The sequence below is a fragment of the Nocardia sp. NPDC004654 genome (assembly GCF_040609595.1).
Lineage (GTDB): Bacteria > Actinomycetota > Actinomycetes > Mycobacteriales > Mycobacteriaceae > Nocardia.
Map to the genome: position 1 here is coordinate 376,853 of NZ_JBEXKI010000005.1, position 25,779 is coordinate 402,631.

Sequence of the window (25,779 nt, forward strand, 5' to 3'; positions counted from 1 at the left end):
TAGCCGGTCTCTACCTGTCTGGATGTGCCATGACCAATGTCGCCGACCGTTTCTGGCAGCACGCCTCCGAGCGCCCCGACGCCATCGCGCTGCGCATCGGGGACCAGCGCATCACCTATCTCGACCTCGCCCATCGCAGCGCCGCCTTCGGTGGCCTTCTCACCGATTCCGGCGTGGCAGCCGGCGACCGCATGCTGCTCGTTGCGCCGACCGTCCCGGAGTTCGTCGTCGCCTACCTCGGGGCCCACCTCGTCGGGGCCGTCGCCATTCCGGTGAACACCATGGCCACCGCGCCCGAAATCGGCTATGTGCTGGACGATTCCGGCGCCCGGCTCGCCATCGCCTGGCACGGAGCGCAGGCCGCGGCACGGCAGGCGGCGGCCGAGCGCGACATTCCCTTGCTCGTGCTCGAACCCGGCGCGTTCACCGAGCCGACGCGGGTGGTCGCCGAACCGGTCCGGCGCGACCCCGACGACACCGCGATCCTGCTGTACACCTCGGGCACCACGGGCAAGCCGAAGGGCGTCGAGCTCACCGTCTCCAACCTGATCGAGACCGCGCGAATCTTCATCGACCAGCTGCGACTCACACCGGACGAACGGTTCGGCACCGGGTTGCCTCTGTTCCACGTCTACGGCCAAGCGGTGTGCCTGATCACGGCGCTGCACGCGGGATGCTCGTTCTCGATGGTGTCACCCTTCCATCCGCAGGCGATGATCGAGATGATCAGAGACCACCGACTCACCGTGGTGTCCGGCGTGCCGACGATGTGGAACGCCATGCTGCACACCGACGGTGACTACGGACGGGACGACTTCGCCAGCCTGCGCCTGGCCGCCTCCGGTGGGGCGTCGCTGCCCGCCGAGGTCATCCGCGCCTTCTCGAATCGGTTCGGCTGCGCCATTCTGGAGGGCTACGGACTCACCGAATCCAGTGGCGCCGCGACCTACAACGCGCTCGATCGTGAGCAGCGGGTCGGATCGGTGGGAACCGCGCTGCCGGGGACCTCGATCGAAGTGCGCGATCCGGAAGGCAACGTGCTGCCCGCGGACACCGTCGGTGAGCTCTTCCTGCGCGGGCCCAGTGTCATGAAGGGGTATTGGAACCGCCCCGATGCCACCGCCGCCGAACTGTCCGGTGGGTGGTTGAAGACCGGCGACCTGGGGCGCGTCGACGCCGACGGTTACGTCTATATCGTCGACCGCGCCAAGGATCTGATCATTCGCGGCGGATACAACGTCTATCCGCGCGAGGTCGAGGAGGTGCTCTACGAGCACCCCGAGATCGTGGAAGTCGCGGTCATCGGCATCCCGGACGACCACTACGGCGAGGAGGTCGGTGCTGTTGTCGCCGCCGCCGCGGGAACGCGACTCGATCCGGAGGAGCTGCGAACCTGGGCGAAGGAACGCCTGTCCGCCTACAAGGTCCCGCACTGCTTCGCCTTCGTCGACCAGCTGCCCAAGGGCGCCACCGGCAAGATTCTCAAGCGCGCGCTCGATGTCAGCGTGTTCACCGCCGCGCCGGAGAAAGCCTCCCGATGACACTCGTCCCGCACGACGCGAAAACCCAGATGGCGCCCAAGTGGAACTATCGCCACATCAGCGAGGACGTCATCCCCGCGCTGCTGGCGAAGGGGCTCACCGACGACGACATCGACGCGATCCTGGTCCGCAATCCGCATCGTTACTTCGAGAAATGAGCGGCGCGGCCTGCTCCGGGTGGTCGGCGCGCCACGGCGCAGCCGGATACGTCGGCCTTCGTACCGCCGCGGCCGCGCGAACCACCGCACCCGGTGCGGCGGAACCACCACCCTGTCCACGCAGCACCGGCCACGCGGAGGACGATCGACCCGATACCGACCGACCCGAACCTTGACGCCGCAGCGTCTGTGTCCCACTAGCCTCGAGACCGGCCACATCCGAACCCGAACCGGGCCTCCGACGGATCCCGACTGCAAAATCCTGTCCCTGGACGTGGCCACCGCGCCGGTGGTCCAACGGATCTTCCGCGCGCCGCGATGGCGTTCGCGAGCGCTACCGGCCCGGCCGGTAGTGCTTCGAGGACAGGTGATGGGCCGCGATCTCTTCCTGGGCTGCCTCTATAGCGATGACGACGAGGCGGCCGGAGACACGGCCGAGGGCGCGGCCAGTAAGAGAACGAGGTCCTGCGGCGGGCGGAATGTCCATCGCCTTCACCGAACGCCTTGCCGAAGCCGGGATCCACTCCTCGGTCGGGGCGGTCGGCTCGTCCTACGACAACGCCCTCGCCGAGATGATCAACGGCCTGTTCGAGACCGAACTGATCAAGCGTCGGGCGCCGTGGCGCACTGTCGACCAGGTCGAGCTGGCCACCGCCGAATGGGTCGACTGGTTCGACCACCGCTGGCTATACCAGCACTGCGGCGACATGCCACCCGCCGAGATGGAAGCCACCTACTATCGGTCAGAGCGCCCGCTTCAGCCCGACGTGACTGTTGTCGTACCCGAGCCGCGCATAAAAGGCGTGAGCCCGCTCGCGGACACGGTCTGTGGTGACCTGCGCGAGCGTCGCACCTCGGTGCCTGCCGTGGTCGTGTGCCCACTCGAGCATCGCGGTTCCGATGCCGTGAGAGCGTTCCGAGGCAGCGACCCGGACTCCCTCGATCTGGAGGCGGGTGGCTCCGCCGCGGGACAGCCCCGGGATGATGGTGAGCTGCATTGTGCCGACGATCCGGTCGCCCTCGTCCCGGACCACGGCCAGATAGTGCGACTGGTCCCTGGTGACGGCGTCGTATGCCTCCTCGTAGCGGGCAATTTCGAAACCTTCGCGGGTACGGCCGATCTCGTCGTCGGAGAGCAGCGCGACCAACGCTGGCACGTCGGCACGCCCCGCCCGCTGCACACGATAGATCCGGTCGCCGAGTCGGAGCCGACCACCGACCGAAGCCCGTGCCCGTGACTGCAGTCGGGCGATCAGCGTGTCCAGCCAGGCGCCGACGTGCCGCCGGGCTTCGGGAGTGTCCGGATACCGGCAGCGCAGGTGCAGACCCGCCTCGTCGAGGATGAACCAGAGCATCACGCCGTCGGTCCGAATCGTCGCGCCGACGTACTGCGCCTCCAATCCGGTCGCGTCGATTCGCACCGGCAGCCGACGCAGGTCCAGCCACGAAATCGCGAACATCCCCGGCGCCTCGGGCATCCCGCCCCACGGACGCAGGATTTCCTCCAGGGGCCAGGACCCCATCCGGACGGCCTCCTTCACGGCCTCCGCGCTGGCACGGGGATCGGGGTCGGCCGACTCGAGCACCGAGTTGGTGATGAACCACCCCACCGAGTCGTGCCAGGTGGTGTCGTACCGACTGTGCACCGGAAACACGGCCCGCAGTGCGGTGCCGGCCAACTCGTGAGTCACCTCGGTCATCGCCCCCACCACCAGCGCCAAGGTCGAGACGCCGTCGTCGCGGGCCTGCGCCGAGAACGCGGCGCTGTCGTCGACGTCGAGGACATCGCGCACCTCCACGCGCTCCTCCTGCAACGTCGCCTCGCCCAGCGGCAGCGGGAACCGTGGCATCACATCGCCGCTGCCCGCCAGCACCTCCGCCCAGCGGCGGTGCACCTCGTCGGGTGCCGGCGGGAGGTCCCGCAGTGCGCGGGTGTGCTCCGCGAAGGCGGGTGCTGGCGGCAACGACGGTGCACGACCCTTCTGCACCGCGGCCAGCGCGGTGAGCAGGTCGCGCGCGATCACCAGCATCGACCACATGTCGACGTGCGCATGGTCGGCGGCGACCACCACGGTCGGCCCTACCGCGGTCTCGAGCACGCAGAGCCGGTACGACGGACGACCGTACGGTGAACAAGCACGGTCGAGCACGTCGCGGAGCGCATCGTTGACCGCCTGCCCCGGAGCGATCACATGCTCGACCCAGCCGCCGGGGCGGATATCGACCTCGTGCAGCCGAGGCTCGCCGTCCTCGCCCGGCACGAAGACCGACCGCAGCGTGCCGTGCCGCTCGATCACCGCCAGCCAGCAGGTCGCGAGTTCGTCGGGCGGTACCGGCGCGGAGAGCCTGAAGGACAACGCCATCCAGGATCCCGCTCGGTCGCCGGCACCGACGTGGCGCCGCTGGTCGAAGGACACGGGAAGTGACCGGCCCACCCGACCCGCAATGACGTCGAAGCCCAGCAGGCGGCCGAACGGCAGGCGCAAGTGCGCGACGTTGGTCAGCCGCATGACGGTATCCTAAGCTCCTTCCCGAGCGATCGCCGTCTCACCAGCACCCTGGAGCCGCCGTGCCGACCTTCCATGTTCCCGGCGCCGACCTCGCCGTGGAACTGAGCGATGAGGGCGGCCACCCCGTCGTCCAACTCCACGGCCTCACCTCCAGTCGCCACCGCGACCGTCTGATGGACCTCGATCTCGGCCGCGGACTCAGCGGAACCCGCTTGCTGCGGTACGACGCGCGCGGCCACGGCCACTCGACGGGCCGTACCGTCCCCGAGGACTATCGGTGGCCGGTCCTGGCCGATGACCTGTTGAAACTGCTCGACCACTGGTTCCCCGGTGAACAGGTGCACGGTGTCGGTCCTTCGATGGGCACCGGGACATTGCTGCATGCCGCTGTACGCGATCCTGCCCGATTCGCCGGTCTCACCCTGCTTGTGCCCGCGACCGCATGGCGCACCCGCGCCGCGAAGGCCGAGATCTACCGGAAGAATGCTCGGTTGATCGAGGAACAGGGACTCGACGCCTTCCTCGGTGCCGAACTCACCGTGCCTCGCCCGCCGGCCACCGTCGGAACGCCGGAAACCGTACCGGATGTCGCCGAGCACCTACTGCCCTCACTGTTCCGCGGGGCAGCGATGAGCGACCTGCCCGCCCCCGAGGCAATCGCCGCGATCGAGGTGCCGACCACGGTGTTGGCCTGGATCGACGACCCCGCCCATCCGGTGTCGATTGCCGAGGCGCTGGTGGACCTGCTGCCGACGGCCACACTGGAGGTGGCGCGCACACCGGCCGATCTCGCACGCTGGCCGAGCATCCTGTGCGAGGACGTAGCACGACACGGGTAGACACGACGCCCTAGCGATTCGTTCTGGGGCCAACCGCCCGACCCAGGGATTCGTCGTCACAAGAAGGATGAGGTCCACAACGCACTGGTTCTGCACCACGTCCTCAGCGGCGGCCGGCTCAGCTTCCGGTACTTCGACTGGCGTCGGCCAGCGCACCGAAATCGCGTCTACGTTATGCCTTCGCACTTCGATGAAATGTTCTCGACCTCACAGCTCGACGAATGGGAGGAGAAGTGGTCGCGGCTGCGCCCCCGATACACGGTGACGCGGAGACCCTTCTCGCGGGATTGACCACCCGACTCAGGCTGGCCAGCAAAGCAGAAGCTGGGCGGTCAGCGGCCTGATGGCAACTGTGGATCCGCTCGATTGACGGCTGACCCGGCACGACTCGTCCGCGAACGCCCCCGGGGCACCTCGATCTGCACCTGCCCGGTCGCCTCGGTCAACACCGTCTTCGAAGGGCTGCCGTTACCCGCATTGCCCATTCCCGTTCGGTCGGGGCCTAGCCCCTCTCGAAGCCCAGAGGCTCGGTGATCTTCTCGTTCAATGTCGTCCTCACGACGGTCATGGTGAACTGTGTCAACAGTCCGCTTTGAGCCCGCTACTGCCACCAATTCTGGGTGCTCGGGTACCGGCGTGGTTGCATGTGGGGGCGCGGCGGACGAGATGGAGGGCGTATGGGATACGACTGCACGTTGCACCTGGTGGACGAGGACGCGATCAGGGAGCAGTTCGTGCCCCGCTTGCTCGGGAGTTCGACCGAGCCGACCGCATTGGATCGAGTGCATCCGAAAGCGGCGGACGTGTGGCGGCAGGTACGCGAGCTGCTGCTCGGGACGGATGGGCACGCGGCAGCGGAGGCCGTGTCGGTGGCAGCGGTCATGTTCAGCGCCTCGATGCTGCCGTACCGCTACGAGCGGGGGCTGGCGCTGAGCCTGGCATTCGAAGCGGGACGGGTGTTTCCGGACGCGGTGTTCGAGCCGAAAGTCGAGTACGCGCCGGACGCGCTGTTCGCCGATGTGGTCGCGGCGCATCCGCAGGTACGGGGATGGTTCTCCTCGGGCTGGTTCGGCGGGAACTATACGACGGGGCTCTATGTGCCCGCCGAATATGTCGCCGAGGTGCTGGCCTGGGTGCAGGAGCAGCTCGCGCCGTTGCCCAAGGGTGCCCAGCGGAACTACCGAGGGATCGTGGCGACGCTGCGCGCGGCGGTGGATCGCAAGCTCGGATACTGGGAGGCAACGGATCTCGCGGTGCCCGCGGCGGGTGAGTTCCCCGGCGATCCGGAACTGATGTGGGCGCAGTACCTCGGCAACGACGGCACGGCTGTCGCAGCGGTGGAGACAGCACCGGCATCGCGCATCGCGAGTGTGCTCGACGACATTGTCGACGGCTTCCTGATGTCGCACAGCGACGGCAAGTCACCACAGGTGGAACTGTGGGACCTCGAGTCGTGGCCGCCGCGATTGGCGTTGCAGCGCAACGAATTCTGGGTCGCGGCCGCACGGGCCTCCGAGGGCGGATGGCTGGCGTACTCCACCGTCGACACCAAGGCACGCCCGCGCGTGTTCGCGCCGATCCTGGTGGACGGTGACACGGATGCACCGCGGGTGCTACCGGCCAAGGGACCGGACGGGGCCGACCTCTACTCCCACGAGTGCTACTTCCTCGGCACGCGCCCCGTGGTGTTGCACGAGGTGAAGAGTCACCTGCTGAGATTCGGCGGCATGCAACTCGGCGACCCGCTGCCCGGCCCGCTGTGGCTCACGGAATCCGGTGCCTGGGAACAGATTCCGGGCATCACACCGGGCACCGTGGTGAAGAGTTCACTCGGCGACGCCGCCCGCCCGGTCACCGGGGCCGCGCGACTGGCTGACGGTAGCACCGTCCTGATCTGGGACGGCAACGGCTACGAACTCGACCCCGCAGGCACCGGCTGCGTGCGCACCTTCGAGATGGCCGCACAACGCTCCTTCGTCGGCTTCACCTCGGCGCCCGCGGGCACCGACGGATTTTTCTACCAGTCCGGCCGCGACCTGCACGAGATCCATCGAGGCGGCACACCAATCCGGCACGCCGAAGCCTGGGCCAACGTCATGGACGTCCGCCCGGGACCGGACGACAGCCTCCTCCTCAAATTCGGCAGCAACGACGAAGGCAACGTCGGCGCCCTCTACTTCCCGAACGACCGTACCCACATCCCCCTCCCCCCAGAAATGTTCGGCGACAAATCCAGTTACTCGGCCCTTTACTGGAGCCGATCGACCAACCGAATAGTCGCCATCGGCGGCGGTTTCGTCGCCGTTGCGGTAGAAACCGTACTGTCACAACCGAGATCGGCGGTACCCGAACTTCCCGACGAGGACTAGCACGACGCGGCAGTACGTCGCACCCACCCCTACGCATACAAGGGCCCCATCACCCACGACACGTGCGGACGGAAGACGCAAGGCGACTGGTTTCACGGCGCAGCCGTCTATCGATGCCGCTATCCCGCGAATACGCCCTCGACAACCACCTCGAACACCCCCTCAACATCTTCCTGAAGGAAGACATACTCACCGACCCCGTCGACACCTGGCACGCGGAGATATTCGAACCCGAACGAGTCGAACACACACTCACCCAACTCGAAGCCGCCCAACCCGACGCGATGGCGACGCCGAACCTGCTGCAACAATCGATCACCGAATGCGACCGCAAACTCGCCAAACACCGCGCCGCCCTGGAAGCCGGGGCAGACCCCGCGATGGTTGCCGCGTGGAGCAGCGATATCTACCGTGAACGAGCGGCCTTGCTCGCTCAACTCACCGCAACCACACATAACACCCGCCCACCCCAACGCATGAGCCGCGATGAAATCCGTCAACTGGTCGACGCCCTGGGCGGACTGTTGGCGATCCTGCGCGCCGCCGACCCCGGCGACAAACTCGAGGTATATCGGGAACTCGGACTCAAACTGAACTACAACCACGAAACCGAGGAAGTCACGGCGTACGCCAACCCGCAACCGCAGGTTGGCGTACTGTCTGTGTCCGGAGGGGGACTTGAACCCCCACGCCCGATAAAGGGCACTAGCACCTCAAGCTAGCGCGTCTGCCATTCCGCCACCCGGACCGGTGGTGCTCAGCAAGGTTATCGGATGTGGCGGCTGGGGCCAAATCGCGGTACGAGTCGCTGGTCACCGGGTGGTCCGGGGGTGGATGGGAGGCGGGTCAGCGCAGCTCTTCGAAGGTGCGCTCGAAGGCGAGGGCGCCGTGGCCGTCGGCGACCTGGCGGTCGATGAGGGACTTGATCGGGCCGATCACATCGAGCGCGACGCCGGCGTCGCGGCTGGCGCGCACGATGGCGTCCATCGCGGCCTTGTGGAAGTTCAGGTGCTGGACGTCGGTGGTGTAGTCGCCGCCGTCGATGATCCGGCCGTACTCCGGAATGAGCTGGGCCATCGCCGTCACCCACGCGGTCGCGCGTTCGGCGAACGCGCTTGCGGAGGCCCCGGTGGAGCGCACCAGCGCCGCGCCGTGGAGGAAGCCGGCGAACATCGAGTACATGTTCGAGAGCAGGGCGAAGTCCCAGGTCGCGGCGAGGCCTGCGTCTTCGCCGAAATAGTCTGCGGCGGCGGCGGATTCGAGCGTCTCGCGGTTGTCGTCGAAGACCTTGCGCGACCCGCTGTACAGGATGGACGCGCCGGGCTGCCCGATCATCGGCGGCACCGCCATGATGCCGCCGTCGAGGTAGTCGATGCCGTGCTGTTCGGCCCATCGGCCGAGTTCGCGGGCTTCCTCGGGCGCGGTGCTGGTCAGGTTGATCACCTGCTTGCCAGACAGTCGGTCGGCGACCGGGTCGAGCGCGGCGTGCACCGAGGCGTGGTCGAGCAGCACGACCACGATCACCTCGCCCGCGCGCACTGCCTCGTCCACGGTGGCGACGCCGACCGCTCCGGCCGCGACCAGGTCGGCGTCCTTGCCAGGGGTCCGGTTCCAGACGGTGGTGGGTCGTCCGGTCTTCAGGAAGGCCGCCGCGAGGGCCTGGCCCATCGCGCCGAGTCCGAGGACCGTCACCGGGTTCTGCTGGTTCTCCGCCATCGCGGGTCAACTCCTTGGGTGGGAAACGTTGTGGTCAGCGCGCTGGAATCAACAGTGCGCGAGGGACGTTGGGTCGACAAGTACCTACTATTCGGTCGGGTACTTACCAACATGTGTGTGAGCAGCTAGCGAGGTGCGGCAGTGGGCGCGAAGAGATCAGGACCATATTTCTGCGGCATCGACGCGGCCATGGACGTGATCGGCGGCAAGTGGAAGGCGCTGATTCTGTGGGAACTCGAGGAGTACGGTGTGCGCCGTTTCGGTGAGCTGCGCCGCGGCCTGCCCGGCGTCTCCGAGAAGATGCTCATCCAGCAGCTGCGCGAGCTCGAGGAGGACGGCATCGTCACTCGCGAGGTCTTCCCGGAAATCCCGCCGCGCGTGGAGTATGAGCTCACCGAACTCGGTTCGGCCCTCAATCGCGCCCTCGAACCACTGGGCGCGTGGGGCCGCGACCGGATCGAGCGCATCGGCGCCGACCGGGTGCATGTCCCCGTCTGACCTGGCGATTTGGTGATCACCCCGGCCACCCGTTTATGATCATGATCCGCTGGCGACGCCAAGTCGTCACGGGCACAGAAAACACCGGTCCGGGTGGCGGAATGGCAGACGCGCTAGCTTGAGGTGCTAGTGCCCTTTATCGGGCGTGGGGGTTCAAGTCCCCCTTCGGACACTCGATGCACGGTTTCGCGGCAGATGTGCCACGAAACCGTGTTTTGGTTTGCGCGGCGACGTGCCACACCTCCAAAGCGTGTCCGTTCGAGCTCTCGCGTTCCCGGCTGTCGGCTCGGTATGGCAACGGTCCGGCTGGCGCATCTCCGCGAAACGCCGACGGCCGACTTTGGACCAGGCGAACAGATCGCCGGAGCCAGCCTGCGCGGATGGCGAATCGATCACCGGCATCGTGCTCGCTGCCGCGCCCGGCCGCGGGCAAGCCGCATCCATGTCAACCCGAATTGGCATGACGTGTATCACATGCAGCTGGCAAACCTGCTGGGTGTGCGGCGGCGCAGCGCGGCACCTGCGGTTTTCTAGGGCAACTTCCGCATTTCCTCTATGCACAGTTAACCGACTGTGCGTAAACTGTGACCAAGCTGATATCAAAGAGGCGGCCGGGAAGGTTCGGCAGCCGCGCAGACGCTAGGTCTCCACGACCGCACGCCCCGCAGCTGCCATGAGGTCGGCGAGCAGAAGTCCGCAATCGACTCACTCGCGATCCCAGTCCTCCCCTCTCGTCTTCATAGTGAAGATCGACCCCCGCGACACCGCGGCGGGCAGAGCGATAACGAGACGGTCCCCACGATTGCGTGGCGTGCCGAACAGTCGAGCGTTTCCACAACTTCAGAACTGCTGCATCGGCGAGCCTCAGCGGCTCATGTTTCTCGGGTCCGCGCTACCCGACCACGTTGCCGGAACCCGTTCTTCTGTTTCCGAGAATCCGATTCACAAGATCACTACCACACGCGAAGGAGCTGCAATGCCCGATACGATCGAAGACGCACTACATCAGGATTTCAAGCGCTGGAGCGAGCTGGTCGACCGCGCCGCACACGCGGACAACGAAGTCGAAAGGGAGAAGCCCGCTTTGGCCGCGGCAGAGCTGGAATCGAAGTGGACCCGCACCGCCACCGAAGTCTGGCGAACCCTGCACGACCAATGGTGCGAAAGCATCGACCAGACGCCGGCAAGGGTGAAGTCCGAATACGCTCTGCTTTGAGCCATGCGACTTCTACACCGGTTGCGGGCTGAGCGTCGCTGAGCGCGACGACGTGCTCGCCTCCGACGTGGAGAACGCGGCGCAGCGTCTTCGATGAGCGGTCACTGGCCGGTCGGCGCGTTGGGTGTCGAAACGGGACCACCCAGGGCCTGAGCTTTCAGCTGTTCGAATTCCGCGTCGGTGATGACACCGGAGTCGCGGAGGGCCTTGGCGTCGGCGATGCTCTCGGCGGGAGACTTGCCCGCGACTTGCCGGATGTACTGATCGGTGGCCTGCTTCGCCTCGGCCTGCGCCTGTTGGGCGCGCAGGGCCATGCCCCGCCCGCGCACGATCAGGTACACGAACGCCGTCAGGTACGGCAGCACCACCAGCGCGATCACCCACAGGGCCTTGGCGATGCCGGAGACGGTGTGGTCGCGGAACAGATCGATGAGAATCTGGAACAGCACGATCAGGTACGCCACGAAGGCGAACACGAGGATCGTGTACCACACGTAATCCCAGAACGAATCCATGCTGTGAACCTCCTCGGATGGATCTTTTCCGCGTCGTTGCCAGCCGTGGATCCCGGCCGCGGAGTAACCGGACTGCCGGTCGGCCTTTCGATCGAAAACAAACTCTTGTCTTCTTTGTGGTTCGTCCACGCTTCGGCGACAGCGCAAAGGTGTGGTTCGAAAATAGGCGCACGACGATGTCGGCGCTAGGGTTCGGCGAAATTGCCGAGCAAATGGTATGGATGATCGTGACTGCTAAAATCGCCGTGTGAACACCGCCAAGAGGCGGTCTGATCGGCCGTTGTGCGGACCACTTCTTCACAACTCTCCATCGGAGAGCGGTCTGCTTGTTCCCGCCAACACCGCTGGAGACGGAGGCGGATATGACCACAGGTGACGGGGACTGGTCCAAGCCCGAGGCGATGGCCATCCCGAAGGAAGGCTATTTCGCGCTCGAGCAGGGGCGGTACGGGCCGGTATTTCCCCGCACACCAGCCAATTACGGCTTCTCGATCATCGCGAAGGTCAAACCCGGTCGTGAGGCGGCGATCCGGGAGTACGGCAAGCAGATCGAGGCCGCGGTCGCGGAAGATCCCACCGTTCTGGCGCCGCTGCGGCTGCACTACTTGCGGTGGGTGCTGTTCGACCTCGGCGACGGCTTGTGTTTCCAGTACCAGGGGATCTTCGACACCGACTTCGACAAGTACGTCGAGGACGCCATCGCCCTGTTCTTGTCGACGGGCATCACGACCGTGTTCGTGAACCTCGAAGGGTTCCCGGAGGACTGGAGGACCAATACCGAGGCGGTCGTGAGATTCTTCCGTGAGCATCAATTCCCGAGCTTCCTGGAGTACGGCGAGTACCCGTATGTGACGGCGGACGAGATCAAGAAGGCACTGCGCGTCAAGGCGGCGTTCTCCGGCATGCTCGACCAGATGCAGTAGAACCACGAGGTTCGTTGATGCTCGAACTCGACGATATCCAGCACCTTGTGCTCACCCGGGTGCCCGCGCTGGCCGGACGCTACGAGTTCCTGTCGTTCGCCAGTGGCGACGGTGGACGGGCGTGGCTGTCGGGCATGGTCGACCAGGTGGCCTCGGCGGCCGACGTACAGCGCTCCGTGCACACCGATCGTCGCTGGGTGACACTCGCGTTCACCTGGACCGGGCTGCGCGCGCTCGGCGTGCCCGAGCAATCGCTGGCGACGTTTCCCGAGGAGTTCCGGCAGGGCATGGCAGCGCGGGCGAGCATGCTCGGTGACACCGGACTCGCGCACCCCGACCACTGGGTCGGCGGGTTGGCGGATGACGATCTGCACGCGATCGCGATCCTCTTCGCCGGTGACGACGCCGAGCGCGCACGCTGGGTTGATGCGCACGATCGACTGGTCGCCGACCGCGCCGGAGTGACGGTGCTGTCGTCGCTGGACGTCGGGGCGGTCCCGCCGTTGGATTACGCGCACGACCATTTCGGCTACCGCGACCGGTTGTCGCAGCCGGTGATCGAGGGCTCCGGCGAACAGCCGACGCCGGGCACGGGCGCCCCGATCAAAGCAGGGGAATTCATCCTGGGATACCCCGACGAGGACGGTCCCCCGGTGGAACTGCCACAACCGGAGGTGTTGTCGCGCAACGGCACCTACCTGGCCTACCGGCGCCTGGAGGAACACGTCGGGCGATTCCGCGACTTCCTCGCCGAGCACGCCGACTCCCCCGAGGAACAAGAATTGCTGGCCGCGAAACTGATGGGCCGCTGGCGTAGCGGCGCCCCCTTGGTGCTCGCCCCCGAGCAGGACGATCCCGAACTCGGGGCCGATATGCAGCGCAACAACGACTTCGGCTACAAACACATGGACCCCTATGGCTATGCCGCGCCACTGGGTTCGCACATCCGCAGGCTGAATCCCCGCGACACCGCGGTGAACATGCAACGTCGGCGCCTGATCCGCCGCGGCGCCACCTACGGACCACACCTTCCCGAAAACGTTCCCGACGACGGAGCCGAGCGCGGAATCGCGGCCTTCGTGCTGTGCGCGAGCCTGGTGCGCCAATTCGAGTTCGCCCAGAACGTGTGGGTCAACGACAAGACGTTCCACGAGCTCGGCAACGAGCGCGATCCGATCATCGGCAATCAAGACGGCACCCTGGAATACAAGATCCCCAAACGCCCTATTCGTCGAACCATCAAGGGATTACCGGCATTCACAACTCTCAGGGGTGGCGCGTATTTCTTCATGCCCGGTCTTCGCGCCCTGCGTTACCTCTGCACCCGAGCCGACAGCGAGGTAGCACTATGACCGCGGCGCGCACGTACAACCAATCCCAGCTGCCACGCCCCTACACGCCAGGCAGACGCCGATTGAGCATCTATTGGACCTGGAGCTATCCGTGGGAAGCCCAGCGCGACCCCGCCGCGCTGGACAACCGCTTCTCCACCATGACCGAAGTGCGCCAGGCGACTTGGCCTGCCTACGAGACGCCCGAGTACGACGCCGCCCACTTCCTGCAAGGCATCGCCGGAACGTTGGAGCTGTTCCACCGCTCCACGCTCCGCTTCCAGGAGGTCGCCGAAGAAGCCACCGGCCATCCCGTCGCGGTCTTCCAGCGCATTGATCAAGCCGGGTTCGAACTACCCATCGATGAACGCGTCCTCGCCGACACGGACACCCTCATGGTCTTCGGCCTCGACCACGTCCTGGGTCAGGCGGCGGCCAAGCCCGAGGAGATCGCGATGATCGAGGAGTGGTTGCGACGCGAAGGCGCCTGCCTGCTCCTCGCGCCGCACCACGACGTCGGCTGCACCGACGACCTCCGGCAACGCCAAGTCGAATACGAACACCACGGCGACCCGCTGGTGCCACGCCAACAACGGTTCAGCGCCTACACCCGCTCGCTCATGGAAGCCCTCGACGTTCCGGTGCGCAATATGTACGGACTTCGCCCCGCCGTCGTCGAAGACACGAAATCCATTGCGCCACTTGTCACTTTCCGTGACCGCGACGCCTTGCACCTGCTCGACGACGTCACCACTTTCAACTTCCACCCCCACCTCCCGCACTACCACCTCACCGCGCCCGCGAGCGAATCCGTGCGACTGCTCGCGCGCCAACCCATCGACCTCGACCGACCGCACCCCTTCACCGCCGAAGGCAACACCGAGTTCAACACCCTGATCTGGTTGCCGCCCACCGACCACCGCGCAGGCGACATCGTCATGATCGACTCCACCAACTTCACCACCTTGTTCGGCGGAACCGAAAGCCTCACGAACCTCTGGCGCAACCTCGCACTCATGAAGTGATGCCGCATCGAAAACGGCCGTCGCGCACACCGACCCCTCGGCATCACTACCTGATCGCGACGACCAACGCGTCGTTGATGGACCGCCACGCCACACCCGCCTCCAGGAACCCGGCCTCCTTCAACCGCGCGCAGTGCCACGCGATCGGATGTTCGTCTCCCCCGCTGTGCTGATCGAAGATCGCGCGGCTACCCTCGTATTCCTCGGCCAGAGCCGGGTCGCGTCCTACCTGGGCCCACCACTGCTCGAAGTCGAGTGCGCCGGTGATGCGGGCGCGTTCCTGATGGGACTTCTGGATGGTTTCGTCGAGCGCGTTGAGCAGTGGAGTATCGGGGTCGGGCATGTGATCGGCATTGAGGAAGACTCCGCCCGGTCGAACCAATTTCGCGAGGTCGGTGTACAAGCGGGTCAGCGGATCGGTTTTCATCCAATGCAAGGACGTCGCGGTGAGCACAGCATCGAACGACTCGTCCGGCAGGGAATCGATCCAACCGGGTTCGGCCACGTCGGCCGTCACGAAGGTGATCCGTGAATCCCTGTCGAACGATCCCCGGGCTATCGCGAGCATCGTCGGATCGATGTCGACGGCGACGGATCTCGCTTCCGGGAATCGCGCGAACAACCGTCGGCTGATGCTGCCGGGTCCGCAGGCGAGGTCCAGCACTCGCGGAGTCGGCCCCGCCGCGGCGGCCACCACATCCAGCATCACCCGGAATCGTTCCTCGCGTTCGGGCAGATAGAACTCCTGCTGCGTATCCCAGCTTTGCTGCCACGACTCCCAGTCCACAACGCCTCCGTATCCAGAAACAACTAGAAATGGCTGCCGAACAGTGGTGCGCACGAACGCCGGATCACTACCGGCCGAATACGGGAGAGAATTGATTCTCGGCTGCAAACGTTACACAAATCCACCGCCGTGAAGTGATGACAACACACCGGGGGTGCTGTTGAGTCGAGATATGCGGTCGACGAGGTTGTTCGGCAAGCTGGCGAAGGATCTCGCCGCGCGGATGGAATCGGCCAGCGGCTGGCCTCGCACCCTCCGGCGAATCGTCGACGGGTTCGTCGAGATCGAGATAGTCGACCGATCGATGACCCTCGCGGCCCAAATCTTCACTTCGGTATTGCCCGTGCTGATCGCCGGGTCTTTCCTGCCCTACTGGGATCTGGCGGGTCGGGCGATCAACGACCAGCTCGGCTTCGACACGGAGATTCTCGTGTCCGGTGTGGGCACCTTCACGGTCACCGATCCCACCTTCGCGGCGTTCGGAGTCGTCGGATTGCTGATGGTCCTCATCAGCGGCACCTCGTTCGCCAAAGCGCTGGCGCGAATCTACGCGAAGATCTGGAACGTGCCGTCGATCCGGGTGCGCAACGCGTGGCGATGGCTCGTCGTCCTTCTCCTCGTTGCCTTCTCGGCCGTGCTCCTCGGCGCGATCAGGGAACTGACCGGGCTGCGCTACGTCGGTGTGCCGCTCGCCATCGCGGGTGAGCTGGCGGTCTGGATGCTCGTCTGGACTATCAGTCCGTACCTGCTCACGATGGGAAAGCTGTCCGGCCGTGTCTTGTGGATGACCGGGGCGCTCACAGCGTCCGGCCTGACGGTCGTCCGAGCCGCGGGAAGGCTCGTGCTGCCGAGGATCACCGATACCGCGTACACGAGGTTCGGACTGCTCGGGCCGGTGTTCACGTCGATCAGCTGGCTGTTCGTGCTGTCGGCGGTGGTGGTCGGCGCCGCGACGATCACCAAGGCGCTCGCCCTCGACGAGTCCCCGCTCGGTCGGTATCTTCGCGGACCGGCCACCGGCGATCGGCAGGAGCCGCAGCCGACCGTTTCCCCCGCCATCCGGCGAGTCCCGGCCATCGCCGAGGACGAGGCGCGCGGGTCAGGTGTCGGCTCGCTCCGCGACCTCGGCATGCTGCCGGGCGACAGCGGGACGGATCAGCAGTTCCAGCGCGAGCAACGCCAGCAGCGCGCCGAGGACGATCCACACGACCACGAGCCCGGTGGGATAGTCCCAGAACACCAGCACGAGGGCAGCGATGCCGATGACCGTCCAGCGTAGCGCCGTGCGAGCTCGAAAAGCCCACCGCTCCAACGCGTTCGGCGGCCGCGATCGCCTCACTGCGTCCATGCCGCGCCCGAACCGACGGCGCATCGCGGTGGCCGAATCTCCGGTGAGGTAGGCGCCGAGCGCGATCGCCAGGCCGAGCACGGCGACTCCGCGCAGCGCGGTCCGCAGCGGCACGAGCACGGTGTCGATGATCGCGGTGGCCGCGGCCGGTGACAGCACGTCGGCGGGCATGTCCTCCAGATACAGTGCGCGGGCGACGATCAGCGCGATGGCGAGGATCAGCATGCCCACCGCGAGCGCGAGCCCGACGAAGACCACGGCGCGCCTGCGGCCGCCCGCGGGCGCCGCGGCGATCGCGGCCACGGCGACCGCGATCGTCACCCACGGCAGTACCACCGAAGCCTTGTCGAGATTGTCGACCGCGCGCTGTGCCCGGACCAGCTCCGGGGATCGGAACAACACGAGCTGTTTGTCGACCGCGGGGATTTTCTCGGCGAAGGTGAAGCCGCGATCGAGCAGCCGTGCCTTCACGTTCTCGATCACCGTCCCCAGCGAAATACTCACCGTGCCGTTCTCGTCGACGGTCACCGACTCGGGGCCGGCGACATGACCGGTCGCCACCGCCACCAGCTTGGTGTGAGCCGCGCGGTTGGCTTGTAGCCACAGATCCTCGAACTCGTCGCTGCGCACGTACGACAGCACCGTCTCGTGGACGAAGTCGCGTGTCTGCTGGGCGATCACCGGCGCGAGCCCTTCGACCGCGCGATCGACGCGCGGCCGGTTCTCGACCGCCGGAACGGCCTCGGTCAGGGCGGCCAGCGCGTCCGCGGTCATGCCTTCGATGTCGACGCGGGCGAAGATCTCGTCGGTGGTGGTGTTCGCGACTTCGTTCTGCAGGGCCGGGTCGGAGGCCAAGGGCGCCATCGTGGTCACGTACCGGTCCGTGTCGAGGATCTGACTCCGCACGTACCGGGCCAGCACCGTCGTGATCGCCAGCACGGCGACCAGCACCACCAAGACCGCTACGGCCGTCCACCGCCATGCGTGCCGCCGCGGCCGTGCGCCGCGGTGACGCTCCGCTCGCAACGCGGCCACCTCCGCGCGCAGCCGGTCGAGTTCGGCGCGTTCATCGGAGTTCAGCCGTTCGTCGGGCGCGTCGGCATTCATCGGTATCCCCAACTCCTGGAACGGACTCGGGCAAATTCGGCAGCATCGCGGTCGGCAACCGCCACAATTGTCCGGAGGGCTCGTCTACAGAAAGCCTGTCCTGTTTCACCCATGTGGAAATGAGGGCGCGCCCTGGACGGTCCAGTTCGCAGCTGCGGTGCAGTGACCTGGGCTGATCAGCGGCGTACGCTATGCCTGAGAGTAGCACCGCCTATACGGTGCGTTCGAGAACGATCTTCACCTCGCACAACCAACCGAAACCGCTGCCGCATCGAGAGCAATCCGTAAGCGAGCCAGGTTGATACGGCTCTTTCTCGTGATGGAAAGAGGTTGTCGTGACCGAAAACGATATCGACGCGTTAGGCCCGGTCGATTATCTCGTGATCGAATTTCCCGCCGATCGACCTCCGGACGGTTCGGCGCTTCCCCTGCTGCGCGACCTCGTCGAGCGCGGCATCATTCGAGTGCTGGATCTGGCGTTCGTCCGAAAGGATGCCGACGGTTCCCTCGCCGGAATCGACATCACCGACGTGGGCCTCGAAGGGGACCTGGACATCACCCTGTTCGCCGAGGCGGGATCAGGCCTCCTGGACGAGGCCGACCGCAGCGAAGCAGCCGGGGTGCTCCAGCCGGGATGCTCGGCGGCGATCTTGGTCTACGAGAACAGGTGGGCAGCGCCCTTCGCGTCCGCACTGCGCCGCAAGGGCGCCCAGCTCGTCGCTTCCGGGCGGATTCCGGTGCAAAGCCTGCTGTCGTCGCTCGAACTGCTCGAGACGGAAAGTCGATAGGGAGGGTGTCATGCCAGGATTGCTTCGCGGCGTAGCCCGCACCGCAGTGATCTCCGGAACCGCGACCGCCGTATCGAACCGGGTCTCCCGGCGCCAGGGCGAGCGGTGGGCGGCGCAGGAGCAGGCGCAGCCCGACCCCTATGACCGATACGCGCCACCGCCCACACCGCCACCGAGCGGCGGCACCGACATGGACCGAATCACGGCGCTGAAAGAACTCGCCCAACTCAAAGCGCAAGGGGTGCTCACCGAAGCGGAGTTCGAAGCGGAGAAGGCGCGAATCCTCAGTGGGTGAGCAGGATCTTGACGATCACGACGGTCGCGGCGACCACCGTCAGCAAGACCGCGGCCAGCACGGATGCCCGAGTCGGGCGCTCGCCTTTGAGCCGACCGATGACGAACACGATGCCGCCGATGCGGACCAGCACAGCGAGTTCCGCGGCGACTTGGGCGGTTCTCGGCTCGACCCATCCGATCCAGCCAATCGCCAGAACGACGCACGGCAGTACCGCCGAACTGAGAATCGGGACGGAGTTGCGCAATTCGCGCAGTGTCTCGACTCGCGTCGATGGACTTCGATGACGCACGCTGTGTCCGACCGCTTCGGCGAAGACGTGCGCGACGCACGTGGACAACGCCGTCCCGAGGACCACAAGGATTCCGACGTACTTCTCGCCCGTGGTTACCGGAACCAGCGCTGCAAGAACCAGGACATTGCCGTAGATGTAGGCGCTGATGCGGCTCGCCGCGTTGTCGCGATCCAGCGGCCTGGTGCGCGAGAACAGCGGGCCGTGCAGCAGCGCGTGCGAGCTCGATGACACATCGTTGTCAGACCGCATCGGACGCTCCGGCGGGATGCGCCACGTCGTCTCGCGGCAGCGCTGTGGCGGCGAGGAGGCCGGCTATGGCGATGATCGCGAGTGTGGTCATCGCCGCGGCGTAGGCGTGACTCGACAGACCCGCGACCAGGATGGTGCCCGCGATGGCGGTGCCGAGCGAGGAACCGAGATTCGAGACGCAACGCGACAACCCTGATATCTCGCCCTGCTGGTCTTCACCGAAGCTGGACTGGACGATATCGACCGACGGCGTCAACATCACGCCGAGACCCAGCCCGATCAGCAGCAGCCCAGGCGACAACGCCCAGGGGGTTTCGAAGCGGCCCGCCAGCGCGAGCAATGCGCTGATACCGACGATGGTCACCAGAAATCCCGCGATAATCAGGGTGCGTTGCGAACGTCTGCGCGCCAACCGTGCCGCGCCGAGCGACGTCACCAGCAGCCCGACCGTGGCCGCGGTGAAGATCACGCCGGTCTGAATGGCGTTGTAACCGCGAACGACTTGCAGGTACGCGGCGACCACGAACGAGGTTCCCATCAGCACCAGCCACTGGATGTTCTGCGTGACGAGACCGAGGTTGGACGTGCGGTTGCGGAACAGGCTTGTCGATATCAACGGCACGCGGCCCGCCTTCTCCTTCGCGCGGATCGAGAGGAAGAACGACACCAGCACCACCACGCCCGCCGCGATCAGCACGAGCATGAGCCGGATGTCGTTGTCGGCGGCAAGGATTCCCATGACCAGCAGCACCAGTCCGACCGCCGACAGCACGGCGCCCAGGATGTCGAATGGCACGGTCGGGTCCGGGCGCACCGGATCGACGATGCGGCGGCCGAGCAGCACGATCGCCGCGACCACCAGCGCTTGGAACGCGAACGCCGCGCGCCAGCCGATCCCCGAGGTGATGAGTCCGCCGAGGAGCGGTCCCGCCGCGGCGCCGATCCCGCCCAGTGCCATGATCGCGCCGAAAGCCCTTGCCCTGGAGGTGGCTTCGGTGAAGAACAGCGTGGTCAGGATGTAGACGGGCGGGATCAGCATCGCGGTGCCGATGCCTTCCAAAATGGAATTGCCGAGAACCAGCACGCCGAGCCCCGGTGCGAGCGCGCTCAGCACCGCGCCGACGCCGTAGATGACCAGACCCGCCATGAAACAGCGTTTGCGGCCGTACCGGTCGGTGATCTTCCCGCCCGGAATCATCAGGGCGGCCATCACCAACAGGAAGATCGTGATGACGGTCTGCACACCCTGCACCGTGGTGTTCAGATCGGCGCTGATGTCGTTGATCATCACGTTCATGTTGGAACCGGCGAAACTGCAGATGAACTGCGCCAGTGCCAGCGGAACCAGCACCCCGCGGGGTGGGGCGAGCGCACCGGTATCGGCCATCGGCTACTCACCTATTCGGTCGTCGCCGATCCGGCTTCGGCGCGGTCGAGTTGTTCGTCGAGGGCCATGGCGGCGGCGACGAGGGCGAGATGGGTGAAGGCCTGGGGGAAGTTGCCGAGCTGCTCGCCGGAGGGGCCGATCTCCTCGGCGAAGAGCCCGACGTGGTTGGCGTAGGTGAGCATCTTGTCGAACGCGTAGCGGGCCTGGGTCAACCGGCCCGAGCGTGCGAGCGCCTCGACATACAGGAAGCTGCACAGGTTGAAGGTGCCCTCGACGCCGCGCAAGCCATCCGGAGACGCCTCCGGGTCGTAGCGATAGACCAAGCTGTCGCTGACCAGTTCGCCGTCCATGGCGTCGAGAGTGCTCAGCCATGCCGGATCCAGCGGCGACAGGAAGCCCATCCGCGGCATCAGCAGCAGCGACGCGTCGAGCACGTCCGTGGCGTAGTGCTGCACGAACGCCTGCCGTTTCGAGCTCCAGCCCCGATCGACGATCTGGGCGAAGACCGCATCCCGCGCCCGCGTCCAGTTCGTCACATCCGCGGGCCGGGAGTAGTCGGTGGCCAACCGGATGCCTCGATCGAACGCGACCCAGGTCATCAGCCGGCTGTAAGTGAATTCCTGTTGGCCGCCGCGGGTTTCCCAGATACCCTCGTCGGACCGGTCCCAGTGCTCGGTCAGCCAGTCGAGGAGATTCGCGAACACCCGCCATCCCCAGATGCCGCCGATGTCCGAGGACTGAGCCATGGCGTCGGCGGCCTCGCCGTAGATGTCGAGCTGAATCTGATCGGCCGCCGCGTTGCCGACCCGCACCGGCGCGGATCCGCGGTAGCCCTCCAAGTGGTCGAGTACCTCTTCCTCCAGGCGCGGGTCGCCATCGATCCGGTACATGATCTGCAGCGGTTCACCAGAGGCGGTGTCGCCGGCCTCGAGACGGTCGCGCAGCCAGCGCCGGAAGGCGTAGGCCTCTTCGGTGAATCCCAGATCGATCAGGGCCCGCACCGACAGTGAGGCGTCCCGGACCCAGGTGTATCGGTAGTCCCAGTTGCGTTCGCCGCCGACCTGTTCCGGCAAGCCCATGGTGGCCGCGGCGATCGGCGCGCCGGTCGGCAGGTAGGTGAGCAGCTTCAAAGTGATCGCCGAGCGGTTGACCATGTCCCGCCACCGGCCCCGATACGTGGACGAACGCAGCCAGGACTGCCAGAAACGGCGACACCGCTCGAGGTCGGCGATGGTGTCGTCGCGCTCCGGTGCGGCGGGGGCGGGCCCCTCGCTCCCCATGCTCGTCAAGACCACCACCGCGGTCTCGCCCTGCGAGAGCGTGAACCGTGCCGTGACGTCGCCGTCTTCGGCGTGCAGCGTCACCGGATCGCTCGCTTGTAGATGCAGGTCCGTATCCGGCCCGTAAAAGACCGCCGTTCGTTCGCCGCGCTGTTCCAGTGTGTGCTCGGCCCTCCCGTAGTCGAACCGGGGCCGACAGGTCAGTGTGAATGTCAGGGTTCCGCGCACCACGCGGACCACTCGCACCAGCCGGTGTCGGTCGGTGGGCACGGGCTCCCGGATCGGTTCCATGAAATCGCCGACCTCGCCCACGCCGTCCGGTGCCATGAACCGGGTGACGAGAATGGCGGTGTCCGGCAGATATAACTGGCGAACCGCGGCGTCCTCGGTGGTGGATTCCACGGCCAGCCGGCAGAATCCGCCGCGCTCGCTGTCCAGCAGCGAAGCGAAAACGCTCGGCGAATCGAACCTGGGCGTGCACCACCAATCAATGGTCCCCGCCGAGGACACCAGGGCCGCGGTCTGCAGATCGCCGATGATGCCGTGCTCGGCAATCGCTGGATAGGCATTCACAAGCGCTCCTTCGGTAAGGGTGAATTGGACGTGGCACAGTTCGCGGGCTGCCCGCCCGAACGTCGCACACCACCCGTCCGGAAGCGCTCCCCTTCAGTGTGCGCCCGCACGAGACCGAACGGGGAAGGTGCGCGAAATCGGACCGACACCGTCCGGTGGAATTGCTGATGATATTGTGGTCTGGATCACACACAATGGCGTGTGTGATCCCGTTATCGATGGGCCTATTACCGCATCGACCGAGGGGATGTCCGAGGAAACTCGAGCCCTAGTCGCCGAAATTCACAAGGAGCCGCCTGGCCAAGCGAGTCGTCCTCCACGGACGCGGAAGGCGCAGGATTCGCGGGCTGCTTGCCAGCTCGAATTCGTATGCGTTTCCGCGCTTCTGGGGAAGCGTTCGGGATATGCGAAAAACCGTCCCGCTCATACTCTTCGCACACCACCTGGATCGCCGTACGCGGCGCCGTCCGGCGAGAGCTCCGAGGAAACCCGGATCGCTCGACCGGAACCAGTCGAGGCACCCCTACCGCTCCGGCGGGCACGGGGAGCCGAGTGAATCGCGAATCCACGAACCAGCGGAGGTGTGAACCATGACCAGGCCAACCGAAACCAACGACTACCCCGTCAGCCAGGCCGTCGCGGCCGGGACGTCGATCGGCGCGGCATTCCTGCTGATGATCACCGGCATCGTGTCGATCCTGCAGGGAATCTCCGCGATCGCCAAAGACGAGATCTACGTGGCCGGGCCCGAGTACATCTATCAGTTCAACACGACCGGCTGGGGCTGGGTGCATCTGATCCTCGGCATCCTCTTGGTGCTCGCCTCGCTCGGATTGATGGCAGGCGCGGGCTGGGCCAGGGTGGTCGCGGTGATCCTCGCGGGCTTGTCCCTCCTCGGAAACTTCCTGTGGCTCCCCTACTACCCGTGGTGGTCGGTACTGGTGATCGCGCTCGACGTCGTGGTGATCTGGGCCGTGACGACCTGGCAGCCGAATCGCGTCTGATCCGGCCGGATTCACGCCGCCGCACCCGAGCGCATGGGGTGGCGGCGGCGTTTCACGTCCGGTCTTCGGCGCCGCTGCGATGGCCAGGTTCGGTCGAGCAGACTGAAGGGATGACGCGCCCCGAGCTGAATGCCCGACCGCAGTGGCGACGGACCGGGAACGCGAAGTTCCCCGTTGCCGCGGTCGTGGACGGCTCGTGGTGGGTCCTGCGGCTCAACGGGTTTCCCGATCACCCGCTCTGGACGCTCTTCGTCGACGGCGCGCGGCGTTTGGACGTCGACGACGCGCCATCGGCATGGCGACCACGCCTTGGCGAGTCCACTCCCCTGCTGGACTCTGTGACAGCCGAGAAGGTCGTGGCGCCGATCCGGCGCTTCGTCGCATACGGCAGCGAAGTCGGCGATCCGTGCGACAACCCGTTCTGTTGCGGTTGACGCGACTCTGCACGGCGTGCGGCGAATCCTGCCACGCCTCAGCGGGCCCGGAATCGAATCCCACACCGGAAGGTCCCAAACCTCTCGGTAACCATGTTACTCTACCGCCCGTTGCGCTGTGACGGGTGTCATGCATTCGGCGCCGTGCGACACAGGACACTCCGGCGACGGCGTCGGGGGTGAACTTCACGGAGAGTTTTCGATGCAGCGAGTGCACGGAAGGCGGTCGCTATCGCGGTCCGCCAGGATGGCGGCGGCGGTGGCCGTTGCCTGCGCCACGGCGGTGGCGGGGGTCGGGGTGGACGTCACGGAAGCGGCGGCCGACGAGGTCAGCGCCTTCTACACACCACCGGCGCAGATCCCGGCGGAACCGGGCTCGATCATCAAGACCCAGCCGATGCCGCTGTTCGCGACCGCGCCGACCCTCGAGGGATGGCCGGGCCAGGCGCAGCACGTCATGTACACCACGCGGTTCCAGGACGGGTCGCCGGTCGCGGTGACCGGAACGTTCATCGACGCCACCGGCCCGTGGCAGGGTCCAGGACCGCGCCCGACGGTGGTCATCGGTCCGGGCACCTCGGGCCAAGCCGACCGGTGCGCGATGTCGGTGGCGTTCTCGACCGGAATGGCGCTGTTCACCGATCCCTCGCCGGGACTGTCGGCGAATCAGGAACTCCCGTCGTCGGCGGTGTGGAGCTCGCTGGGCGCCCGGGTCTTGGTGACCGACTACATCGGCCTCGGCACGCCCGGTATTCATACCTTCGCCAATCGCATCGAGGGCGCGCACGCCCTGCTCGACGGCGCCCGGGCGGCCAACCATCTGGCGGGCGTCGGACCGGAAACCCCCGTCGTGTTCTGGGGTTACTCGCAGGGTGGCGGCGCGGCGGCCGCGGCGGCGGAGATGCAGCCGAGCTACGCGCCGGAACTGAACCTCAAGGGGACATGGGCCGGCGGTCCCGTCGCGGATCTGGCGAAGATTCTCGAGCGCATCGACGGCGCGCTGATCGGCGGCGCCATCGGCTTCGCCATCAACGGCATGCTCGCCCGCTACCCCGACCTGCACACGGCGGTCGACCGGGTGACCAGCCCCGCCGGACGCGCCATGCTGGACACGCTCAGCACCTCGTGCATCGGCGACGTCATCACCCATCACCCGTTCCTGCGGACCAACTCGATGACGATCGACGGCCGATCGCTCACCGAACACCTGCACGCGATCCCGGAAGCGGGTCCCGCCCTGAGCGATCTGCGCGTCGGCACCATGAAGCCCGCCACGCCGGTCCTGATCACCAGCGGCCTCAACGACGACACCGTCCCCTACAACCAGGCCCGCCAACTCGCCGAGGACTGGTGCGCCAAGGGCGCCACCGTCACGTTCCGCACCAACGACCTGCCCCCGATCTTCCCTGGCGCCACGATCCCCAATCACTTCGGACCGGAGCTCATCGACGGCTTCGGCCCCGACAACGCGATCACCTACCTCCTCGATCGCCTCGCCGACAAGCCCGTGTCCGGCTGCACCATCGACTGAATTCTCCCGGCGCCCAGAGACATCGGTGTCCCTGGGCGTGGCACGACGATCCCGACGAAG

At 66.4% G+C, this 25,779-nt stretch carries 23 protein-coding genes, 2 tRNA genes and 2 pseudogenes; 17 read left to right on the forward strand and 10 right to left on the reverse strand.

Annotated features, from left to right (window positions below; genetic code table 11):
• The first annotated feature begins 29 nt into the window (after positions 1-29).
• The 3 genes and pseudogenes from ABZV58_RS19330 to ABZV58_RS19340 form a co-directional block, all read left to right on the forward strand.
• Positions 30-1,541: an AMP-binding protein gene (locus ABZV58_RS19330; RefSeq protein WP_355001501.1), complete on the forward strand. Its 1,512-nt coding sequence runs from the start codon at positions 30-32 to the stop codon at positions 1,539-1,541.
• A 14-nt stretch (positions 1,542-1,555) separates the two neighbouring features.
• Positions 1,556-1,699 (forward strand): annotated as a pseudogene (locus ABZV58_RS19335) (phosphotriesterase-related protein); the annotation flags it as partial.
• A 455-nt stretch (positions 1,700-2,154) separates the two neighbouring features.
• Positions 2,155-2,439, forward strand: a pseudogene (locus ABZV58_RS19340) (integrase core domain-containing protein); the annotation flags it as partial.
• A 3-nt stretch (positions 2,440-2,442) separates the two neighbouring features.
• Here the strand turns inward: ABZV58_RS19340 and ABZV58_RS19345 are convergent.
• Positions 2,443-4,209 (reverse strand): GNAT family N-acetyltransferase, encoded by a 1,767-nt coding sequence (locus tag ABZV58_RS19345; RefSeq protein ID WP_355001502.1) that lies wholly within the window; start codon positions 4,207-4,209, stop codon positions 2,443-2,445.
• 59 nt (positions 4,210-4,268) lie between these two features.
• On the opposite strand from ABZV58_RS19345, the gene ABZV58_RS19350 reads away from it, so the two are divergent.
• A complete protein-coding gene (locus ABZV58_RS19350; protein WP_355001503.1) occupies positions 4,269-5,048 on the forward strand; it encodes an alpha/beta hydrolase in 780 nt (259 codons plus the stop codon).
• A 677-nt stretch (positions 5,049-5,725) separates the two neighbouring features.
• Entirely contained in the window at positions 5,726-7,417 is a 1,692-nt protein-coding gene (locus ABZV58_RS19355; protein WP_355001504.1) for a hypothetical protein, read from the forward strand.
• Between the two features lie 119 nt (positions 7,418-7,536).
• Here ABZV58_RS19355 and ABZV58_RS19360 read toward each other — a convergent pair whose 3' ends face one another.
• The 3 genes from ABZV58_RS19360 to ABZV58_RS19370 all read right to left on the reverse strand — a co-directional run bounded on the left by ABZV58_RS19360 (position 7,537) and on the right by ABZV58_RS19370 (position 9,133).
• The gene (locus ABZV58_RS19360) at positions 7,537-8,022 is read right to left on the reverse strand and encodes a hypothetical protein (protein ID WP_355001505.1); all 486 of its coding nucleotides are present in this window, start codon (positions 8,020-8,022) and stop codon (positions 7,537-7,539) included.
• 58 nt (positions 8,023-8,080) lie between these two features.
• A tRNA-Leu gene (locus tag ABZV58_RS19365) sits at positions 8,081-8,165 on the reverse strand.
• A gap of 98 nt (positions 8,166-8,263) precedes the next feature.
• Positions 8,264-9,133, reverse strand: a complete 870-nt coding sequence (locus ABZV58_RS19370; protein ID WP_355001506.1) for an NAD(P)-binding domain-containing protein — start codon at positions 9,131-9,133, stop codon at positions 8,264-8,266.
• A gap of 141 nt (positions 9,134-9,274) precedes the next feature.
• On the opposite strand from ABZV58_RS19370, the gene ABZV58_RS19375 reads away from it, so the two are divergent.
• The 3 genes from ABZV58_RS19375 to ABZV58_RS19385 all read left to right on the forward strand — a co-directional run bounded on the left by ABZV58_RS19375 (position 9,275) and on the right by ABZV58_RS19385 (position 10,847).
• Complete coding sequence (locus tag ABZV58_RS19375; RefSeq protein ID WP_355001507.1) at positions 9,275-9,631, forward strand: helix-turn-helix domain-containing protein; 357 nt, start codon at positions 9,275-9,277, stop codon at positions 9,629-9,631.
• 87 nt (positions 9,632-9,718) lie between these two features.
• Positions 9,719-9,803 (forward strand) — tRNA-Leu (locus ABZV58_RS19380).
• Between the two features lie 804 nt (positions 9,804-10,607).
• Positions 10,608-10,847, forward strand: coding sequence for a hypothetical protein (locus ABZV58_RS19385; RefSeq protein ID WP_355001508.1), 240 nt, complete (start codon positions 10,608-10,610; stop codon positions 10,845-10,847).
• A gap of 101 nt (positions 10,848-10,948) precedes the next feature.
• Here the strand turns inward: ABZV58_RS19385 and ABZV58_RS19390 are convergent, their stop codons facing one another.
• Entirely contained in the window at positions 10,949-11,362 is a 414-nt protein-coding gene (locus ABZV58_RS19390) for an SHOCT domain-containing protein (RefSeq protein WP_355001509.1), read from the reverse strand.
• Positions 11,363-11,379: 17 nt separating this feature from the next.
• On the opposite strand from ABZV58_RS19390, the gene ABZV58_RS19395 reads away from it, so the two are divergent.
• The 4 genes from ABZV58_RS19395 (at position 11,380) to ABZV58_RS19410 (ending at position 14,641) form a co-directional block, all read left to right on the forward strand.
• Positions 11,380-11,613, forward strand: coding sequence for a hypothetical protein (locus tag ABZV58_RS19395; protein ID WP_355001510.1), 234 nt, complete (start codon positions 11,380-11,382; stop codon positions 11,611-11,613).
• A 111-nt stretch (positions 11,614-11,724) separates the two neighbouring features.
• On the forward strand, positions 11,725-12,285 hold the full coding sequence (locus ABZV58_RS19400; protein ID WP_355001511.1) for a hypothetical protein: 561 nt from the start codon (positions 11,725-11,727) through the stop codon (positions 12,283-12,285).
• Positions 12,286-12,302: 17 nt separating this feature from the next.
• A complete protein-coding gene (locus tag ABZV58_RS19405) occupies positions 12,303-13,637 on the forward strand; it encodes a peroxidase (RefSeq protein WP_355001512.1) in 1,335 nt (444 codons plus the stop codon).
• Positions 13,634-14,641: a hypothetical protein gene (locus ABZV58_RS19410; RefSeq protein ID WP_355001513.1), complete on the forward strand. Its 1,008-nt coding sequence runs from the start codon at positions 13,634-13,636 to the stop codon at positions 14,639-14,641. The genes ABZV58_RS19405 and ABZV58_RS19410 overlap by 4 nt, the downstream gene beginning before the upstream one ends.
• Positions 14,642-14,687: 46 nt before the next feature.
• Here the strand turns inward: ABZV58_RS19410 and ABZV58_RS19415 are convergent, their stop codons facing one another.
• Positions 14,688-15,428 carry a class I SAM-dependent methyltransferase gene (locus ABZV58_RS19415; RefSeq protein ID WP_355001514.1) on the reverse strand — a complete coding sequence of 247 codons (741 nt, stop codon included), beginning with the start codon at positions 15,426-15,428 and terminating at the stop codon, positions 14,688-14,690.
• A gap of 1,099 nt (positions 15,429-16,527) precedes the next feature.
• Positions 16,528-17,883: a hypothetical protein gene (locus ABZV58_RS19420; RefSeq protein WP_355001515.1), complete on the reverse strand. Its 1,356-nt coding sequence runs from the start codon at positions 17,881-17,883 to the stop codon at positions 16,528-16,530.
• 335 nt (positions 17,884-18,218) lie between these two features.
• Here ABZV58_RS19420 and ABZV58_RS19425 point away from each other — a divergent pair, with 335 nt between their 5' ends.
• Complete coding sequence (locus ABZV58_RS19425) at positions 18,219-18,671, forward strand: DUF6325 family protein (protein WP_355001516.1); 453 nt, start codon at positions 18,219-18,221, stop codon at positions 18,669-18,671.
• Positions 18,672-18,681: 10 nt separating this feature from the next.
• Positions 18,682-18,966: an SHOCT domain-containing protein gene (locus ABZV58_RS19430; RefSeq protein ID WP_355001517.1), complete on the forward strand. Its 285-nt coding sequence runs from the start codon at positions 18,682-18,684 to the stop codon at positions 18,964-18,966.
• On the opposite strand, the gene ABZV58_RS19435 is transcribed toward ABZV58_RS19430, so the two are convergent.
• From ABZV58_RS19435 to ABZV58_RS19445, 3 genes are read right to left on the reverse strand one after another with little or no spacing between them, the layout of a single operon-like run.
• A complete protein-coding gene (locus ABZV58_RS19435; protein ID WP_355001716.1) occupies positions 18,956-19,492 on the reverse strand; it encodes a hypothetical protein in 537 nt (178 codons plus the stop codon). The genes ABZV58_RS19430 and ABZV58_RS19435 overlap by 11 nt on opposite strands.
• Before the next feature lie 7 nt (positions 19,493-19,499).
• Complete coding sequence (locus tag ABZV58_RS19440; RefSeq protein ID WP_355001518.1) at positions 19,500-20,897, reverse strand: MFS transporter; 1,398 nt, start codon at positions 20,895-20,897, stop codon at positions 19,500-19,502.
• Positions 20,898-20,908: 11 nt separating this feature from the next.
• Positions 20,909-22,750, reverse strand: a complete 1,842-nt coding sequence (locus tag ABZV58_RS19445) for a glycoside hydrolase family 15 protein (RefSeq protein WP_355001519.1) — start codon at positions 22,748-22,750, stop codon at positions 20,909-20,911.
• A gap of 590 nt (positions 22,751-23,340) precedes the next feature.
• Between ABZV58_RS19445 and ABZV58_RS19450 the strand changes: the two genes are divergently transcribed.
• The 3 genes from ABZV58_RS19450 (at position 23,341) to ABZV58_RS19460 (ending at position 25,719) form a co-directional block, all read left to right on the forward strand.
• The gene (locus ABZV58_RS19450) at positions 23,341-23,754 is read left to right on the forward strand and encodes a hypothetical protein (protein ID WP_355001520.1); all 414 of its coding nucleotides are present in this window, start codon (positions 23,341-23,343) and stop codon (positions 23,752-23,754) included.
• 110 nt (positions 23,755-23,864) lie between these two features.
• Positions 23,865-24,188 (forward strand): hypothetical protein, encoded by a 324-nt coding sequence (locus tag ABZV58_RS19455; protein WP_355001521.1) that lies wholly within the window; start codon positions 23,865-23,867, stop codon positions 24,186-24,188.
• A 259-nt stretch (positions 24,189-24,447) separates the two neighbouring features.
• Positions 24,448-25,719 (forward strand): lipase family protein, encoded by a 1,272-nt coding sequence (locus ABZV58_RS19460; protein WP_355001522.1) that lies wholly within the window; start codon positions 24,448-24,450, stop codon positions 25,717-25,719.
• Positions 25,720-25,779 lie beyond the last annotated feature (60 nt).